The 16438-nt window shown below is 70.1% G+C and carries 16 protein-coding genes; 6 read left to right on the top strand and 10 right to left on the bottom strand.

Annotated features, from left to right (window positions below; all coding sequences use genetic code 11):
* Positions 1 to 9 precede the first annotated feature (9 nt).
* The 5 genes from KBX46_RS26520 to KBX46_RS26540 form a co-directional block, all read right to left on the bottom strand.
* The gene (locus KBX46_RS26520; RefSeq protein WP_210794543.1) at positions 10 to 333 is read right to left on the bottom strand and encodes a MoaD family protein; all 324 of its coding nucleotides are present in this window, start codon (positions 331 to 333) and stop codon (positions 10 to 12) included.
* A 65-nt stretch (positions 334 to 398) separates the two neighbouring features.
* Complete coding sequence (locus tag KBX46_RS26525; RefSeq protein WP_210794545.1) at positions 399 to 887, bottom strand: Mov34/MPN/PAD-1 family protein; 489 nt, start codon at positions 885 to 887, stop codon at positions 399 to 401.
* A 52-nt stretch (positions 888 to 939) separates the two neighbouring features.
* Positions 940 to 1440 carry a DUF2017 domain-containing protein gene (locus tag KBX46_RS26530; RefSeq protein WP_088946434.1) on the bottom strand — a complete coding sequence of 167 codons (501 nt, stop codon included), beginning with the start codon at positions 1438 to 1440 and terminating at the stop codon, positions 940 to 942.
* Positions 1437 to 1727 (bottom strand): ATP-dependent Clp protease adapter ClpS, encoded by a 291-nt coding sequence (gene clpS / locus KBX46_RS26535; protein WP_088946433.1) that lies wholly within the window; start codon positions 1725 to 1727, stop codon positions 1437 to 1439. Before clpS ends, KBX46_RS26530 begins: the two co-directional genes overlap by 4 nt.
* 148 nt (positions 1728 to 1875) lie before the next feature.
* On the bottom strand, positions 1876 to 3426 hold the full coding sequence (locus tag KBX46_RS26540) for a hypothetical protein (RefSeq protein WP_210794547.1): 1551 nt from the start codon (positions 3424 to 3426) through the stop codon (positions 1876 to 1878).
* A gap of 196 nt (positions 3427 to 3622) precedes the next feature.
* Here KBX46_RS26540 and KBX46_RS26545 point away from each other — a divergent pair, with 196 nt between their 5' ends.
* The 4 genes from KBX46_RS26545 to KBX46_RS26560 are packed head-to-tail and all read left to right on the top strand — an operon-like array spanning position 3623 to position 9526.
* On the top strand, positions 3623 to 6301 hold the full coding sequence (locus tag KBX46_RS26545; protein ID WP_210794548.1) for a LuxR C-terminal-related transcriptional regulator: 2679 nt from the start codon (positions 3623 to 3625) through the stop codon (positions 6299 to 6301).
* 16 nt (positions 6302 to 6317) lie between these two features.
* Positions 6318 to 7604, top strand: a complete 1287-nt coding sequence (locus KBX46_RS26550; protein ID WP_088946430.1) for a nicotinate phosphoribosyltransferase — start codon at positions 6318 to 6320, stop codon at positions 7602 to 7604.
* Between the two features lie 49 nt (positions 7605 to 7653).
* A complete protein-coding gene (locus KBX46_RS26555) occupies positions 7654 to 8235 on the top strand; it encodes an isochorismatase family protein (RefSeq protein ID WP_088946429.1) in 582 nt (193 codons plus the stop codon).
* A 40-nt stretch (positions 8236 to 8275) separates the two neighbouring features.
* Entirely contained in the window at positions 8276 to 9526 is a 1251-nt protein-coding gene (locus KBX46_RS26560; RefSeq protein WP_210794550.1) for an MFS transporter, read from the top strand.
* Positions 9527 to 9814: 288 nt separating this feature from the next.
* Here the strand turns inward: KBX46_RS26560 and ctaD are convergent, their stop codons facing one another.
* Positions 9815 to 11575 (bottom strand): cytochrome c oxidase subunit I, encoded by a 1761-nt coding sequence (gene ctaD / locus KBX46_RS26565; protein ID WP_088946427.1) that lies wholly within the window; start codon positions 11573 to 11575, stop codon positions 9815 to 9817.
* 130 nt (positions 11576 to 11705) lie between these two features.
* Entirely contained in the window at positions 11706 to 12812 is a 1107-nt protein-coding gene (locus KBX46_RS26570) for an FAD-dependent monooxygenase (protein WP_210794551.1), read from the bottom strand.
* A 299-nt stretch (positions 12813 to 13111) separates the two neighbouring features.
* On the opposite strand from KBX46_RS26570, the gene KBX46_RS26575 reads away from it, so the two are divergent.
* Positions 13112 to 14233 (top strand): cellulose binding domain-containing protein, encoded by a 1122-nt coding sequence (locus KBX46_RS26575; RefSeq protein WP_210794553.1) that lies wholly within the window; start codon positions 13112 to 13114, stop codon positions 14231 to 14233.
* 86 nt (positions 14234 to 14319) lie between these two features.
* On the opposite strand, the gene KBX46_RS26580 is transcribed toward KBX46_RS26575, so the two are convergent.
* The gene (locus tag KBX46_RS26580) at positions 14320 to 14928 is read right to left on the bottom strand and encodes a hypothetical protein (protein WP_210794555.1); all 609 of its coding nucleotides are present in this window, start codon (positions 14926 to 14928) and stop codon (positions 14320 to 14322) included.
* A 141-nt stretch (positions 14929 to 15069) separates the two neighbouring features.
* Positions 15070 to 15339: a hypothetical protein gene (locus KBX46_RS26585; protein WP_210794556.1), complete on the bottom strand. Its 270-nt coding sequence runs from the start codon at positions 15337 to 15339 to the stop codon at positions 15070 to 15072.
* A 321-nt stretch (positions 15340 to 15660) separates the two neighbouring features.
* Between KBX46_RS26585 and KBX46_RS32730 the strand changes: the two genes are divergently transcribed.
* Positions 15661 to 15882 carry a cellulose binding domain-containing protein gene (locus KBX46_RS32730; RefSeq protein ID WP_247668231.1) on the top strand — a complete coding sequence of 74 codons (222 nt, stop codon included), beginning with the start codon at positions 15661 to 15663 and terminating at the stop codon, positions 15880 to 15882.
* Between the two features lie 108 nt (positions 15883 to 15990).
* Here KBX46_RS32730 and KBX46_RS26595 read toward each other — a convergent pair whose 3' ends face one another.
* Positions 15991 to 16437 (bottom strand): hypothetical protein, encoded by a 447-nt coding sequence (locus KBX46_RS26595; RefSeq protein ID WP_210794558.1) that lies wholly within the window; start codon positions 16435 to 16437, stop codon positions 15991 to 15993.
* Between the last annotated feature and the right edge of the window lies 1 nt (position 16438).

Consider the following 16438-nt stretch of genomic DNA (forward strand, 5'->3'; position numbering starts at 1 on the left):
CGGACGACCTCAGCGGGCGCTGTGCGAGCTGATCGCCGCAGCCGCGGCGAAGCCGAACGCGCCGCCGGCCACGGCCGGCAGGATGGTCACGCTGTCGCCGTCGGAGAGCTTGGCGTCCAGCGCACCGAGGAAGCGGACGTCCTCGTCGTTGACGTAGACGTTGACGAAGCGGTGCAACGTGCCGGTCTCGGTGATCAGCCGGCCGCGCAGACCGCCGTGGCGGGAGTCCAGGTCGGTGAGCAGATCGGCAAGGGTGTCGCCGCTGCCGTCGACGACCTTGGCGCCGCCGGTGTAGCTGCGCAGGATGGTGGGGATGCGAACCTCAATGGCCATGATGTCGAGCTCCTTGATCGGGTGTGCCTACGGTGACGGGACGAACGGGTGCGGGCGCTGACGGGTCAGCGGCCGGAACACTCGTAGTCGACCGTCGCCGGGCTCTGCCCGAACATGTAGGACTGGACCGCATGCGGGTCGACGCCCGCCTCCACGACCTGGACCGGCTCCTCGGCCACCACACCGTCGACGATCCGGAAGGACCGGATCTCCTCCGAGTCGGGCTCACGGGTCGAGACGAGCAGGTAGTGCGCGCCCGGCTCGCCTGCGAAGGAGACATCCGTCCGTGACGGGTATGCCTCGGTGGCGGTGTGCGAGTGGTAGATGATCACGGGCTCCTCGTCCCGGTCGTCCATCTCCCGCCACACCCGCAGGTGCTCCATCGAGTCGAACTCGTAGAAGGTCATCGACCGCGCGGCATTGTCCATCGGGATGTGCCGGGTGGGGGTGTCGCTGCCGACGGGGCCAGCGACGACGCCGCACGCCTCGTCGGGGTGGTCCCGCCGCGCGTGGGCGACGATCGCGTCGATGATCGACCGGTCGATGCTCAGCACGAGCACCAGCCTAACGCCTGATGAGCACGGGCCGAAGTGGTGCCGGTCACGCTTAGTCGATCAAGGCGTTGAGCAGCGACTCCTGCAAATATCCGAGGTACGCGTAGACCGACAGTTGGAACACCCTGCTGGAGGCCGGATCCTCGGCGACCGCGTCGTCCAGCTCTTCGCCCAGGTCCGTGCCGTCCTTGATCTCCAGCCGGACGCCCATCGCGAGCCGGGCGTCGTTCAACGCCCGCAGCCACGCCTCGGCCGCCTCGGCGTCCAGCCGCACCTCACCGCCGGCCTCGTCGGGAAGCGCGGCGAGGATTGCCCCGGCCTGATCGATCTTCGCGGTCTTCAGGTCGCCCTCGGTGTAGCGGCGGAACTCGGCGGTGCCTGGGGCGTCCTTGGGATAGACCGCCGGGAAGAGCCGACCGACGACCGGGTCGGTGTGGTCGAAGCCATCGGTCAGCAGGCCGACCACCTCGGAGGCCACCTTGCGCAACACCCGAACCTCGTCGACGGCGAAGGTGGCGACATAGCGGCCGGACTGGCGACGGAACATGCTCATGATCTGTCCACCGTCGCCCACAGCCCGTACGCGTGCAGCTGCGACGCGTCGTGCTCCATCCGCTCCCGGGCACCGGTGGAGACCACGGCCCGGCCCTTGTGGTGCACGTCCAGCATCAGCTGCTCGGCCCTCTCCCGGCTGTAGCCGAAAAGCTTCTGGAAGACCCAGGTCACGTACGTCATCAGATTGACCGGGTCGTCCCACACGATCGTCACCCACTGCCGGTCGGACGCCGGCACCTCGTCAGTGTCCGGCGTCTCGACCGGTGCAACCTGCGGAGCCGCCATGCCCCCCATCGTGCCACCGGTTTCCCGGAACCGAGGAACCGGAACGCCGGCCCGGCGTGGATCGCCCACCCCGGGCACCCCTGACTCGCCCCGAACGCCGTCGGGCGCGCGGTGCAAGGCGGACCCCAACCGAAGGGTCGCCACGCCGTCAGGCGAGCAGGATGCCGTGATCGACTGCATCGGAGAGCACCGCGCCCAGCGAGAGGCGGATCACCTCGAACCGTCGGGAGATCTCCCGGGACAAACCCAGCTCGACCTCCCGCACCGCCCGCTGGGACCAGGCCCGCGCCGCGCTGTGGTCGTTGTTGCCGGGCGTACGCCACTGCTGCCAGCAACCACCGGAGAGCGCCACGGCGACCGGCGGGAGCACCTCGGAACGGGCCGCCGCCGGGTAGCTGGACAGGGCGTCGATCGCCTCCGGGCCGGTCAGCCCGGCGACCCCGGCTGTGCTGGTGATCAGCAGCACCTTGTCCAGGTCCTGGCCGGGCCGGTCGTCGACCAGGCCGTACTGCACGGCGGTGGCGATCCGCCGGTGCACGCCCTCGGTCGGCGGCGCGCCGAGCACCCGGCTCGCGGCGTCGGTGATGATGCCGCGCACGGCCTGGTCGCACTGCGCCGTGGCCAACAACGACAACGCCGCCATCTCCCGGTCGAGGAGATCCGGGAGGCCAGCACAGCCGACCCCGAACACGATCTCCTGGACCGCCCGCAGGTGGATGTTCGCCAGCTCCAGGGCGAGGTGCTGGCGGATCCGCTGGGCGCACGAGCGGGTCTGCCGGTCGAGCCGCTCAGACCAGTCGCCAGGGTCGGCGGCCACCGCGATCCGGTCGTGCTGACCCGGCAGCACCGGCGGGTTGACACTGGCCCGTTGCAACCCTTCCCGCGACGACCAGCCCACCAGGGCCCGCCGCAGATCGGCGGCGGAGTCGGCGTCGTCGACCGGGAACCACCGCGCGCCGGCCAGCGCCGGCACCGCCGCCAGCAGCGCCGCCCGGTGTGCCGCGATGGTCACCGCAGCCGGGGTGGCCTCCGTCGCTCCGCTCCCGGCTGGCGGGACGGACGCCCCCGCGTCCTCCGTAGTCGCCGCGCCGTCGGCCAGCGGGGCCCAGCCCGCCGCGCCGGGGGTGACCGCGAAGACGACCTCCACCGAGGTCGGGGCGACCTCGGCGAGCAGGTTCAGCTCCGTGGCGGTGAACGCCTGGTCGGCGGCGATCACGAAGAGCAGCGCACCGGCACGGCCGACCGCTTCGAGCAGCACCCGGTTGCCGGCCGCGCCGAGCGTGGCGGTGTCCGGAACGTCGATCAGGGTGAAGTGCCGCAGCAGCGGCTCGGGCACGCTCAGCTCGACCCGCCGGGGCGGACGGGCCAACGCCGGACCGGCGGCGTCCCGGTCCGCGCCGTACGAGTGCGGTTGACGGTAACCGGGCACGAACGCCGCCCGGGTGGGCACCTTGGCATTGCGCACCACCAACCAGCTGCCCGCCGGCACGGTGAGCATCACCGGGTCGAGCTTGAGCAGGGTGGCGAGCACGGCGCGCCGCTCGGCACCGGCCGGGCCGACGGCGACCACGCCGAGCGGCTCCTCCGGTGCGGGACCGGTGACGCCGACCCGCGTGGGCAGCGGGCCGCAACTGGGCAGGTCGGTCGGGCCGGTCATGTCGTCCGGCGAATCGACCGAGGGGAGAGGGCCCTGCTTCATCAGGTGCCTCCCGTTGCAGGTGACCGGTTGCCCGGTCGCGTGAACATTCCAGTGGAGCAACCCCCGGATGTCGAAGACTACGGGCGAGCCGACGACCGGGCGGAACACCTCCGATACTCACCGGTAATTGTGCCGCTACTCAACTTCGTTCGGTGACGGTGCGGGCGCGCACGGAATTCATCGATATGCTGCCCGGATGAGTCGATGGGAGTTCGTCGGCCGAACAGATGAGCTCAACCGCCTGCTCGCGGCGGTGACCGGTGAGGCTGGCCGGGGGCTCTTCTTCAGCGGCAGCGCTGGCATCGGCAAGAGCCGGTTGCTGCGTGAGGGCGTGAACGCGTTGCCCACCGACCGGTTCGCGATCTGGTCCATCGCGGCCAGTGCCACCACGGCCGCGCTGCCGTTCGGCGGGCTGGTGCAGGTGCTCCCCGCCGAGCAACCCCAGGGCCTCTCCCCCGCCGGCATCCTGCGCTGGGCGCTCAACCTGCTGCAACAGCAGGCGGCCGGCCGACGCATCGTGCTCGCCATCGACGACGCCCACCTTCTCGATCCGCCCTCGGCGGCGCTGGTGCATCTCGTCGCCCGCGCGGAGAACGCCACAGTGCTCGGCACCCTGCGCGACGGCGAGCAGATCCCGCTGCCGATCCGTGCACTCTGGACCGACGATCTGGTCGAGCACGTCGAGCTGACCCCGATGCCACCGGAGGAGACCGCAGGCCTGCTGGCGGCCATCCTGGAGGGCCCGGTCGACGCCGGCTCCGCCGACCGGCTCGGCCAGCTGTCGGCCGGCAACCCGCTGCTGCTGCGCGAGCTGGTGCACGCCGCCACCGGCAGCGCGGAGCTGAAGCGCACCTACGGCATCTGGAAGTGGACCGGCCGACTGGAGCTGGCGCCGAGCCTGACCGACCTGATCGACACCCGGGTCGGCAAGCTCACCGACGGCGTCCGCGCGGTCGTCGAGCTGGTGGCGTTCGGCGAACCACTCGGTTTGCACCTGCTCAAGCAGGCCGCCGACCAGGCAGACGTGGAGACCGCCGAGGAACGCGGTCTGATCAGCGTGATCCAGCACGACCGGCGGACCAACGTCCGGCTGGCCCACCCGCTCTACGGCGAGGTGATGCGTCGCCGCTGCCCGGTCAGCCGCACCCGCCGCCTTCAGGCACACCTCGCGGAGCTGCTGGAGCAGGTCGGCAAGCGCCGACGCGACGACCTGCTGCGGGTGGCGGTCTGGCGACTCGACTCGGGCACCGCACAGGACCCGGCCATGCTGCTCGATGCCGCGGTGCAGGCCTTCACCCGCTACGACGTGCCGCTGGCCACCCGCCTGGCGCGCGCCGCGCTCAACGCCGACGGCGGCTCCGACGCGGCAGAGCTGCTGGCCACCATCCTGATGTTCGCCGACCGGCCGGAGGAGGCGATCGGCGTCCTCGACGCGGTGCCACCCGAGCCCGGCGACGAACGACGACTCTGCCGCTGGCTGACAGTGCGCGGGATGGTGAGCTACTGGGGGTTGAGCCGCCAGTCCACGGTGGATGAGCTCGCCAGCCGGGTCAAGCAGCTCGGTGACTCCGCGGACCAGTCCCGGGTGCACGCCTTCGAGGCGATCATGCGCCTGCACGGGCTCGACACGACGAAGGCGGTGCGGCTCAGCCAACGCGTACTGGACCGGCCGGCGGCCGGCGTCGCCGCCCGCGAGCTGGCCCGATCCACCATCGCGTACGTCCAGGCCGCACAGGGCCAGCTCAACCGCAGCGGTACGGCGATCGCCCAGGTGCACTCCGCCGCGGGCAGTTGGCGCACCGACATGCCGTACCTGCAGTTGGCACTGGAACTGGCCCGGGGCACCAGGCTCATGCTCACCGGTGACCTGGCCGGGATCGACGCGATCGTCGCCGACGAGTTCGCCGACCTCGCCGGTGCCGGCGACTTCCGGCTCGGCACCGGCTACCTGGCCATCCTCCAGGCGTACGCGGCCCGGATGCGTGGGCAGAGCGACGCGGCCATGCGAACCTCCCTGGGTGCCTGCGCGGTGCTGGCCACCAGCCGGGTCTACGCCGGTCTGGCCCAGGCCGAGCGCGCCCAGTCGGCGGCCCTGCGCGGCGACTCGGCGCAGGCCACCGCGGCGATGGCCGAAGCGGACCGCACCCACGCGCCGGGCATGGCGGTGCTCTACCCGTGGCTGGAGCAGGCCCGGGGCGCGGCGCTCGCCGCATCGGGCGACCTGCCGGGCGCGGTCAAGCACCTAGGCGACCTGGTCGACCGCCTGCGATCGGATGGTTTCGCCGGGCACGAGGTGCACGTCCTGCACGACCTGGTGCGGCTGGACCAGGCGGGCATGCCGGTCGGTCCCACCTGCTCCGACGGTGGCCGCCGCACCGTCGCGCAGCGCCTCGCCGAGCTGTCCGAACGGGTCGACGGGGCGCTTCCGCCGCTGCTGGCCCGGCACGCCCACGCGGCGGTGACCGACTCCGCCACCGATCTGCTCGCGGTCGCCGACGACTATGCCGCGTTGGAGCTGACCGTGTTCGCGGCGGAGGCCACCTCCCAGGCCGTTCAGCGGTTGCGCCGGCAGCACTCGCCTGCGGCCAACGATGCCCGGGAGCGCCTGGCCGGGCTGCTCGGGCGTTGTGACCTGATCCGCACACCGGCACTGCAGGCGGGCGCGCCGGTGCTCACCGAGCGGGAGTGGCAGGTGGCGCGCCTCGCCGCGCACGGCGCACCCAGCCGGGCCATCGCCGAGCGGCTCTACCTCTCGGCGCGCACCGTGGAAAATCACCTTCAGCGCATCTACGCCAAGCTCGGCGTGACCGGTCGCGCCGAGCTGTGGGCCGCGCTGCGCTCGATCCCGGGCCACGAGGGCGGCGACGCGGGCTGAACCTTAGGCTGGGGCGGTGAGCACCCACCGCCCCGCGCTGCTGACCGACCACTACGAGCTGACGATGGTCAGCGCGGCACTGAAGGACGGCACCGCCGACCGCCGGTGTGTCTTCGAGGTGTTCAGTCGCCGGCTGCCGAGTGGCCGCCGCTACGGCGTGGTCGCCGGCACCGCCCGGCTCATCGAGCTGATCCGCGACTTCCGGTTCGACCCCACCGAGGTCGACTTCCTGCTGCGGACCGGGGTGGTCGACGACGCGGCCGCGGCCTGGCTCACCGACTACCGCTTCACCGGCGACATCGACGGGTACGCCGAGGGTGAGCTGTTCTTTCCGGGCTCGCCGATCCTCACCGTCTCCGGCGGCTTCGCCGAGTGCGTGGTGCTGGAGACGGTGGCGCTCTCCGTGCTCAACCACGACTGCGCCGTGGCGGCAGCGGCGGCGCGGATGGTGACCGCGGCGCGGGGCCGGGCGCTGATCGAGATGGGGTCGCGTCGGGCGCACGAGGAGGCGGCGGTGGCCGCGGCGCGGGCCGCGTACCTGGCCGGGTTCCGGTTCACCTCCAACCTCGCCGCCGGTGAGCGCTACGGCATCCCGACGGCGGGCACGGCTGCGCACGCGTTCACCCTGCTGCACGACGACGAGCGGGCGGCGTTCGCCTCGCAGGTCGCCACGCTGGGCAAGGACACCACGCTGCTGGTCGACACGTACGACATCAGCCAGGGCATCCGCAACGCGATCGCGGTGGCCGGCCCGGAGCTGCGGGCGGTACGGATCGACTCGGGTGACCTGGCGGTGATCGCCCAGCAGTCTCGGGAGCTGCTCGACTCGCTGGGCGCCACCGAAACCAAGATCATTGTTTCCGGTGACCTCGACGAGTACTCGATCGCCGCGCTGGCCGCCGAACCGGTGGACATGTACGGCGCCGGCACGGCCGTGGTCACCGGCTCCGGTGCGCCGACCGCCGGGCTGGTCTACAAGCTCGTCGAGGTCGAGGGACGCCCGGTGGTGAAGCGCTCCGAGCACAAGGCCACCATCGGCGGCCGGAAGGTCGCGGTCCGCCGTCACAAGCCGACCGGCACCGCCACCGAGGAGATCATCGTCCCGCAGGGTGTGCCGGACCGGAAGCCCAACGACCGGATGCTCCAGCGCTCGTACGTGGTGGGGGGCGAGCCGGTCTCGCTACCCTCTCTCGACGAGTCACGGGAGCACCTGCGCGAGTGCCTGATCTCCATCCCGTGGGAGGGGCTGAAGCTCTCGGCCGGCGACCCGGCGGTGCCGGTCACCGTCGTACCCTCCGACTGACCTCGACCCAGATCGCCCGCACCGGCCGGATCACGAGAGGAACCCCCGAATGGCCAACGCTCTGATCATCGTGGACGTGCAGAACGACTTCTGCGAGGGCGGCTCACTGGCCGTCGCGGGCGGCGCGGGGGTGGCCTCGGGCATCTCCCGGCTGCTGGCCTCCGAGCCGGACCGGTGGTCCCACGTGGTCGCCACCAAGGACTACCACGTCGACCCAGGTGCGCACTTCGGCGATCCGCCGGACTTCGTGGAGTCCTGGCCCCGGCACTGTGTGGTCGGCACCAGCGGCTCCGAGTTCCACCCCGAGCTGGACACCGGCCGGGTCGAGGCGATCTTCCACAAGGGCGAGCACGCGGCGGCGTACTCCGGTTTCGAGGGGCATGCCGACGACGGCGAGTGCCTGGCCGACTGGCTGCGCCGGCACGACGTCGATCAGGTCGACGTGGTCGGCATCGCGACCGACCACTGCGTCCGGGCGACCGCGCTGGACGCCGCCCGGGAGGGCTTCGCCACCACCGTGCTGCTCGAGTTGACCGCCGCCGTCGCTCCGGCGACCACCGACGTGGCGCTGCGCGCGATGGACGGCGCCGGGGTGACCCTGCACGGCGAGCCTGTGATCAGGGCCGCATGAGGGCGTAATTGGTTGGCCATCGGGCCGCCTCCGGTCGAGGATGTCGCCGGAGGTACGGACCCACGTGAACATGAAGCCTTACCGGCAAGCGCTCGCCCTGCCCGGCCTGCGGTCGCTGCTGCTGGTCGCCGTCCTTGCCCGCATCCCGCTCACCGCTACCGGGGTGACGCTGACCTTCCACGTGGTGTTCGATCTTGATCGCGGTTACGGGGCCGCCGGTCTGGTGGGCGCGGCCGTCACAGTGGGCGCGGCGATCGGTGGGCCAGTGCTCGGCCGACTGGTGGACCGTCGCGGCCTGCGCCCGGTCCTGGTGGTCACCGGCATCGCCGAGGCGATCTTCTGGTCCACCGCGCCCACGCTGCCGTACCCCCTGCTGCTGCCGGCCGCCTTCGTGGCCGGCTCCCTGGCCCTGCCCATCTTCTCCGTGGTCCGTCAGTCCATCGCCGCGCTGGTCCCGGAGGCTCAGCGCCGCCCGGCGTACGCGCTGGACTCCATGTCGGTCGAGCTGTCCTTCATGATCGGGCCGGCGCTGGCGGTGGCCCTGGTCACCGCGATCTCCGCGCAGACCACCATGTACCTGGTCGGCGGCGGCATCGTCGCCGCCGGGATCGCCCTGTGGGTGGTCAACCCACCGATCCGGGGAGCCGCCGAGCCCAGCGGCCCACCTCGGCGGGTGCCTCGCCGGGAGTGGCTGACCCCCCGACTGCTCGCCGTGCTGGCGCTCAGCGCCGCCGCGACCCTGGTGCTCGGCGGCACCGACGTGGCGGTGGTCGCCGTGCTGCGCGCCAGCGGCGAGGTCGGCTGGACCGGCGCGGTGCTGGCCATCTGGGCGGTCGCCTCGCTGTTCGGCGGGTTCGCCTACGGGGCCGTGCACCGCTCGTTCTCCCCGTTGGCGCTGACCGCCGCACTCGCCCTGTGCACCATCCCGGTCGGGCTGGGCGGTGCGCACTGGTGGCTGCTGTGCCTGGCGCTGATCCCGGCTGGCGCGCTCTGCGCGCCGACCATCGCGGCCGGCTCCGACGCGGTCAGCCGCCTGGTCCCAGCCGAGGTACGCGGTGAGGCGATGGGCCTGCACGGGTCGGCGGTCACCGTCGGCATCGCGATCGGCGCGCCGCTCGCCGGCGCGGTGATCGACGCCAGCTCGCCACTCTGGGGCTTCGTGGTCACCGGAGCGCTCGGCGCGCTGGTCACCCTCGTGGTGCTTCCGATCGAGCTACGCCGCCGCCGCACCGCTGACGCGGCCAACCCCGCGCAGTCCGTCGAGGCCGACCTCGCCCCCACCGCCCGCTGACGGCTGCACCCACGCTGTCGACAGCGGGGGTCGGGGGCCGGGGTGGCCGGGCGTGCCGCGGCAGCGGACCAGCCAGGGTGTCCGCCGGGCTTCCGACCGGCATGCATGCATGCATGCTGAAGAGCGTGATGCCTGTGAGTCATCTTGATGACTCACAGGCATCAGGCACTTCAGGCACACAGCCCCGTCGGAGCCAGACCGGTCGAGCCGAGCCCGGCTGGACATGGCGACGGGCGCCGCTCCCGGTGATCCCGGGGGGCGGCGCCCGTCGTACAGCTGGGTTGAGCGTCAGTGCCGGTCGATGTCGCTGCCGGTGTCCTCGCGGTAGCTGGCACCGCCGTCCGACTCACTGGTGAGCGGCTTGGAGCCGCCCTCCGGCGGGCCGGCCAGGCTCTGGCCGCCAGCGGCCAGTTCCGGGAACTTCTCGTCGAACGCCGGCCGCTCGGAACGGATGCGGGGCATCCGGTCGAAGTTGCGCAGCGGCGGCGGGCTGCTGGTCGCCCACTCCAGCGAGTTGCCGTGACCCCAGGGGTCGTTCACCTCGACCACCGGGCCGGTCTTGTACGACTTCCAGCAGTTGTAGATGAAGGGCAGCGTGGAGATACCGGTGATGAACGCACCGATCGTGGAGATCATGTTCAGCGTGGTGAAGCCGTCACTGGGCAGGTAGTCGGCGTACCGACGGGGCATGCCCTCGTTACCGAGCCAGTGCTGCACCAGGAACGTGGTGTGGAAGCCGATCATGGTGAGCCAGAAGTGAATCTTGCCCAGCCGCTCGTCGAGCATCCGGCCGAACATCTTCGGGAACCAGAAGTAGATGCCGGCGAACACCGCGAACACGATCGTGCCGAAGAGCACGTAGTGGAAGTGCGCCACCACGAAGTACGAGTCCGACACGTGGAAGTCGATCGGCGGGCTGGCCAGCAGCACACCGGTGAGACCACCGAAGAGGAAGGTGACCAGGAAGCCGACCGCCCAGAGCATTGGCGTCTCGAAGCTGATCTGGCCCCGCCACATGGTGCCGATCCAGTTGAAGAACTTCATACCGGTCGGCACGGCGATCAGGTAGCTCAGGAAGCTGAAGAACGGCAGCAGCACCTGACCGGTGGCGAACATGTGGTGCGCCCAGACGCTCATCGAGAGCGCGGCGATCGCGACGGTCGCGGCGACCAGACCCTTGTAGCCGAAGATCGGCTTGCGGGAGAAGACCGGGATGACCTCGCTGATGATGCCGAAGAACGGCAGCGCGACGATGTAGACCTCGGGGTGCCCGAAGAACCAGAACAGGTGCTGCCAGAGCATCGGCCCGCCGGTTGCGGGGTCGTACACGTGGGCGCCGAGGATGCGGTCCGCGGCGAGCGCAAACAGCGCGGCGGCCAGCAGCGGGAAGACCAGGATCACCAGGAGGCTGGTGACCAGGATGTTCCACGTGAAGATCGGCATCCGGAACATGGTCATGCCGGGCGCGCGCAGGGTCAGGACCGTGGTGATCATGTTCACCGCGCCGAGGATGGTGCCCAGGCCGGAGATGGCCAGACCCATGACCCACATGTTGGCCCCGACGCCGGGCGAGTGCTCGACGCTGCTCAGCGGCGCGTACGCGAACCAGCCGAAGTCAGCGGCACCACCCGGGGTGATGAAACCGGCCGTCGCCATCGTGCCGCCGAACAGGAACAGCCAGTAGGCGAAGCTGTTCAGTCGGGGGAAGGAGACGTCGGGTGCGCCGATCTGGATCGGCACGATGTAGTTCGCGAACGCGAACACGATCGGCGTCGCGAAGAACAGCAACATGATCGTGCCGTGCATCGTGAAGAGCTGGTTGTACTGCTCGGGCGACAGGAACTGCAGCCCGGGTCGGGCCAGCTCAGCCCGCATGATCAGGGCCATCAGGCCGCCGATCATGAAGAACGCGAACGCGGTGACCATATACATGATCCCGATTTGCTTCGCGTCCGTGGTTCGCAGCAGCCGCGCGATGGCCGACCCCTTGACCGGCTCCCGGACCGGCCAGGGCCGGGTCACGACCGGCTTGGGTGCGACGGTGGTCACGAGTGGCCTCCGGTTCTCGGTTGTCCCGCTCGGCACACGCTGGTTATCGGCGGGCCGTCATCCGCAAGGAGGATAGTCCCCGGCAGGTCGCAGCGCCGCGTGGGGTGGCGTGACACGATCTACTACGGGCCTACAGCGGGCCGAGCAAGAGCCGGTAGTGCTCCCCGAAGATGCGGCCGCCGCGTCCGCGCAGCAGGGGGTCGCGCAGCGCCGGCGGCACGTCCCTGGTGCGGTTGCGGTCCCGGGTCCGGTCGCGCACCCAGCGCGTACGCGGCCGACGACGACTCTCGTACGCGACCAGGGCCGCGTCCACGCTGCCGGCGGCGCGCAGCGACTCGGCCAGCACCACGGCGTCCTCCAGTGCCATCGCCGCACCCTGGGACAGGGTCGGCGCGGTGGCGTGCGCGGCGTCACCGATCAGCAGGACGCGACCCCGGTACCAGCGGCCCAGCTCCACCTCGTCGGTGATCCCGACGTGCACCTCGTCGAGCGCCGCCAACACCTCGGGCACCGGGCCCCGGTAGTCGGCGAAGAGTTCGCGCAGCCGGGCCAGTGGCTCGGCCGGCTGCTCGGTGCCGGCCTCGTCGGCGTACAGGTGCAGTCGCCCGGCACCGATCGGCACCATCAGGAACCCGGAGCGCTGGCCGAGCAGGGCGGTCCACTCGGCGACCGGCGGGCCGTCGCGGAGCACGGCCCGGTAGACCACCTGCCCGACGGGGCGCGGCGGCCCACCGAGGGCGGCGAGGGCCCGCACCGAGGAGCGCGGCCCGTCGGCGCCGATGACCAGGTCGTACTCGGTGGTGGTGCCGTCGGTGAAGGTGACGCCGACGGCGCCCGGGAGCAGGTCCAGGGTGCGCACCTCGGCGCCGTGGCGGACGGCGCCGCCGGCCCCGCTGAGCAGCACCCGGTGCAGGTCGGCCCGGGGCAGCGCCCGGCATTCGCCGACGCCGGCCCAGAGGGTGTCGAGGTCGACGTCGCAGAGCTTCGCGCCAGCGGCATCGAAGAAGTGCTGCCGGTGGATCACCTGCCCGAGTGGACGGACCGGGTCGTGCAGGTCGAGACGGTGCAGCGCGCGGGCGGCGTTGCCGGGCAGGTAGAGGCCGGTCTCGGTGGACTCCCCGGGCGGCAGCCTGTCGGTGACGTCCGGCCGGAAGCCCGCCAGGCGTAGCGCCCGGGCCACGGCCAGGCCGGCGATGCCCGCGCCGACGACGAGGATGCGCAGGGGGGAGCCACCCATGGTGGTGTACGCCTCCGGAGGGGGAGCGGCACGCGTTGGAGGCAACACGCTACTCGGAGCTATTCGCGCACACCAGGCCCCAATCGGCCGGCTCGGCGGCGCTCGTCGGCGGCGCTCGTCGCTTAGCTGGCCGTCGAGCGGCAGCCGTCCGGGGGTGGTGGCAATCCTCACAATTCACCAGTTTGACGCGCGCGGTTGCGGATGAGTTTCAGACATGTGAATGTGTCATTGAGCGTGGGAGCGCTCCCGCACAGCCCCACCACATCCGGCGCCCGGCACGCGCCGAGTCAAGGAGCGTCATGAAACGTCAACTTCGGGCCCTGGCCGCCGCCGGGCTCCTCCTCACCAGCTCACTGGTGGCCGTGGCCCTCGGCGGCAACGCCTCCGCCGACACCCTGATCTGTGAGCAGTACGGCTCGACCACCATCCAGGGTCGGTACGTGGTGCAGAACAACCGCTGGGGCACCACCGCCCAGCAGTGCATCAACGTCACCGGCAGCGGCTTCGAGATCACCACCCTGAACGGCAGCAGCCCCACCAACGGCGCACCGACGGCGTACCCCTCGGTGTTCTTCGGTTGTCACTACACCAACTGCTCCCCCGGCACGAACCTGCCGATCCAGGTGAGTCAGATCAGCAGTGCCACCAGCAGCATCTCCTACCGGTACGTCAGTGGCGCCACCTACAACGCGTCGTACGACATCTGGCTGGACCCGTCACCCAAGCGGGACGGGGTGAACCAGATGGAGATCATGATCTGGCTCAACAGGCAGGGCCCGATCCAGCCCATCGGCTCCGTGGTCGGCACGACGAATCTGGCCGGTCGGACCTGGGAGGTCTGGCGGGGCAGCAACGGCTCCAACAACGTCATCTCGTACGTCGCGCCGTCGGCGATCTCCAGCCTGAACTTCAGCGTGCTGGACTTCATCAACGACGTCCGTAACCGGGGCGCGATCACCAACTCCTGGTACCTGACCAGCATCCAGGCCGGCTTCGAGCCCTGGCAGGGCGGCGTCGGCCTGGCGGTGACGTCGTTCTCGGCCTCGGTCAACGGCGGCGGCAACCCCACCACCCCGCCGCCGACCACCCCGCCGCCGGGCAATGCGGCCTGCGCGGTGAAGTACACGGCGAACTCGTGGAACAACGGGTTCACGGCCGACGTGCAGATCACCAACACCGGGTCCAGCGCAATCAACGGCTGGACGCTGAACTACTCGCTGCCCAGCGGGCAGACCGTCACCAACGCGTGGAACGCCACGGTCAGCCAGAGCGGCTCCGCGGTGACCGCCCGCAACACCGGCCACAACGGGTCCGTCGCACCGGGCGGCACGGCCAGCTTCGGCTATCAGGGAACGCTGAGCGGGGCGTACTCGTCCCCGACCAGCTTCTCGCTCAACGGGGCCACCTGCTCGCGCGCCTGAGCAGTATCCCAACCGACAGCGAGGGGCGTGACCATCTGGTCACGCCCCTCGCATTGTGCCCGCCACCCGCGCTCTCCTCGACGCGCTTATCCCAGTACCGTCGGTCGGATGACCTCCGCCTCCTCGACCAACTCCCTGTACGTCACGAGGTCAATCTCCTGCAGGGAGAGTCGGGCCGCGGCTGAGTGCAGGAAAGTGACAGCCCGGTCGAGCTGCACCTGGAATTCATTTCCCCCGACTGGCCCAGGAGAGGATTCGACGTCATAGCCCTGGACGTCCAGCGAAACCACCAGTGGGTTGATCACGTACTGAATCCAGATCGGTTTGAAATCGCGGTCGCCCAGTGCTGAAGCCGCAACCAACGCCGCGTCAACACAGATGAGCGCGTCCTGCGCGTAGGTACTCCAGGGTGAGTCGAGTTCGTGCCCATTCGGCCCAGCCGCAAGGATGCGCTGCCGGAGCTCACGGTGATCGCCCCGGGAGGGCCCACCCTCGATGAACCCCGACACCAGATCGAGGGCTATTCGAGCCGTAGGAAAGGTCCATTTGCCCGACGTCCGCCGCTCGACCTCGTCCAGCAGGGGGACCAACGCCTCGGCACATGCCCCGAACAGGGCTGCCTTCGAGCGCATCGGAAGCGACTCGACAGAGAGAGCAAGCTCTTCGATTGTCGAGTCAAGATCGAAGTTTGCCATCAGTTGTGCTCAATCCTCAGGTCTTCGCCCCGCACTGCTGAGGTGCGCCTTCGTAGTTCGACGACGGTGAGGTGCCACTCGCCGCTGTGTTGGGCCGACCGGCGGTGGTCTTCGATGTCTCTGCCGCCGGTGGCCGCCGCCTCAGTACGGGCGCCGGATCCCTCGCTCCGAGAGCGTCGTTTCGTAGAAGCCGAGGAAGCGCTCTGCCTCGCCGACGGCGTCGTCGAGCTCGTCGAGAGCTGCGGGGTCGCCGGGATCATGGCGCAGTAGACGAGCCGCCTCCTCCAGCTGCATCAACAGGGCAGCGAACGTATCGCCCTGCAGACAGATGCCGGGAAACGCCCTACCCACCAGCTGTACGACGGCACAGTTGGTGCCACGGGACAGCACCTGCGCTTGCTCCTGACTCATCTGGGCAGAATCGCAGAATCCCTCGAAGGTCGCCCAAGGAGGTCTCCTAACCCGGTGACCGACGTGAAGAGGTCGGTAGGGCTGCCAGCGCAACCCTAGGTGATCATGCCGTGCCGCACGCCCGCCGACGGCAGCGATGTACCTGCCGAAGCAGCGGCAACGAGGAGATCTGCAGCGGTCCGAAGCGGCTGACCTAGATGCATATCATTGGCATCCACCCCATTACCCTGGAGCCAAGTGGATGCTGTGCCGTAGCGGCGACGACCTCCGCTTCACGGTCGACGTGCAGATCACCAACACCGGGTCCAGCCCGATCAGCGGTTGGACGCTGACCTACAGCTGCCCAGTGGGCAGCAGGTCACCAACTCGTGGAACGCCACGGTCAGCCAGAGCGCCTCAACGGTGACCGTCCGCAACGCCGGCTACAACGGGTCCCTTGCACCTGGCGGCACAGCCAACTTCGGCTACGAGGGCACGCTGAACGGGCCGTACTCGTCCCCGACCAACTTCTCGCTCAACGGGGCCACCTGCTCAAGGAGCTGAGGGCGACGTGAAGACTGCGGGGTGAGCCAAATTTGCTTTCACCCGCAGTCTTCACTGCACGCGTCTATCAGTAGTCGGCGTTGACGCAATGTCAGTCTCGACTACAAATCAACGACCCTTGGACCGCTGATATCGCAGGAATTCCTGGGCCTCATTGACTGCAGATTCCGAAGCCTTGGAATGCCCATCCACTGAAGCAAGCAGGTCTAGCCAACGACCGGCATCCGGTGGGTTGGTATTGAGCACGCGGTTCACCATCCACGCACCCAACGCGGTCGGCTTCCGCCGCATCGACTCCCAAAGGTAAGGGAGATGCAGAGGTCCCGCACTTTCGAGAGCATGCACGACTGGCCCCGGGGCGCCAATATCTGAGCCATCAAGCCGCTCAAGGAAGGCGAAGAGCGGCGGAGCAAACGCCTGAATGTCGAAGTGATCCACGAGACGGTCACACACCTCACCCAGGCGGCCCCACCCCGCGCTACTCTCGTTGCCGAGATCGAAGTCCGCCGGCCCAAGCGCCTGCAGCTCCGCGATCAATCCTTCGAACTCATCCACT

Source organism: Micromonospora sp. C81 (genome assembly GCF_018070425.1).
Classification (GTDB): domain Bacteria; phylum Actinomycetota; class Actinomycetes; order Mycobacteriales; family Micromonosporaceae; genus Micromonospora; species Micromonospora zamorensis.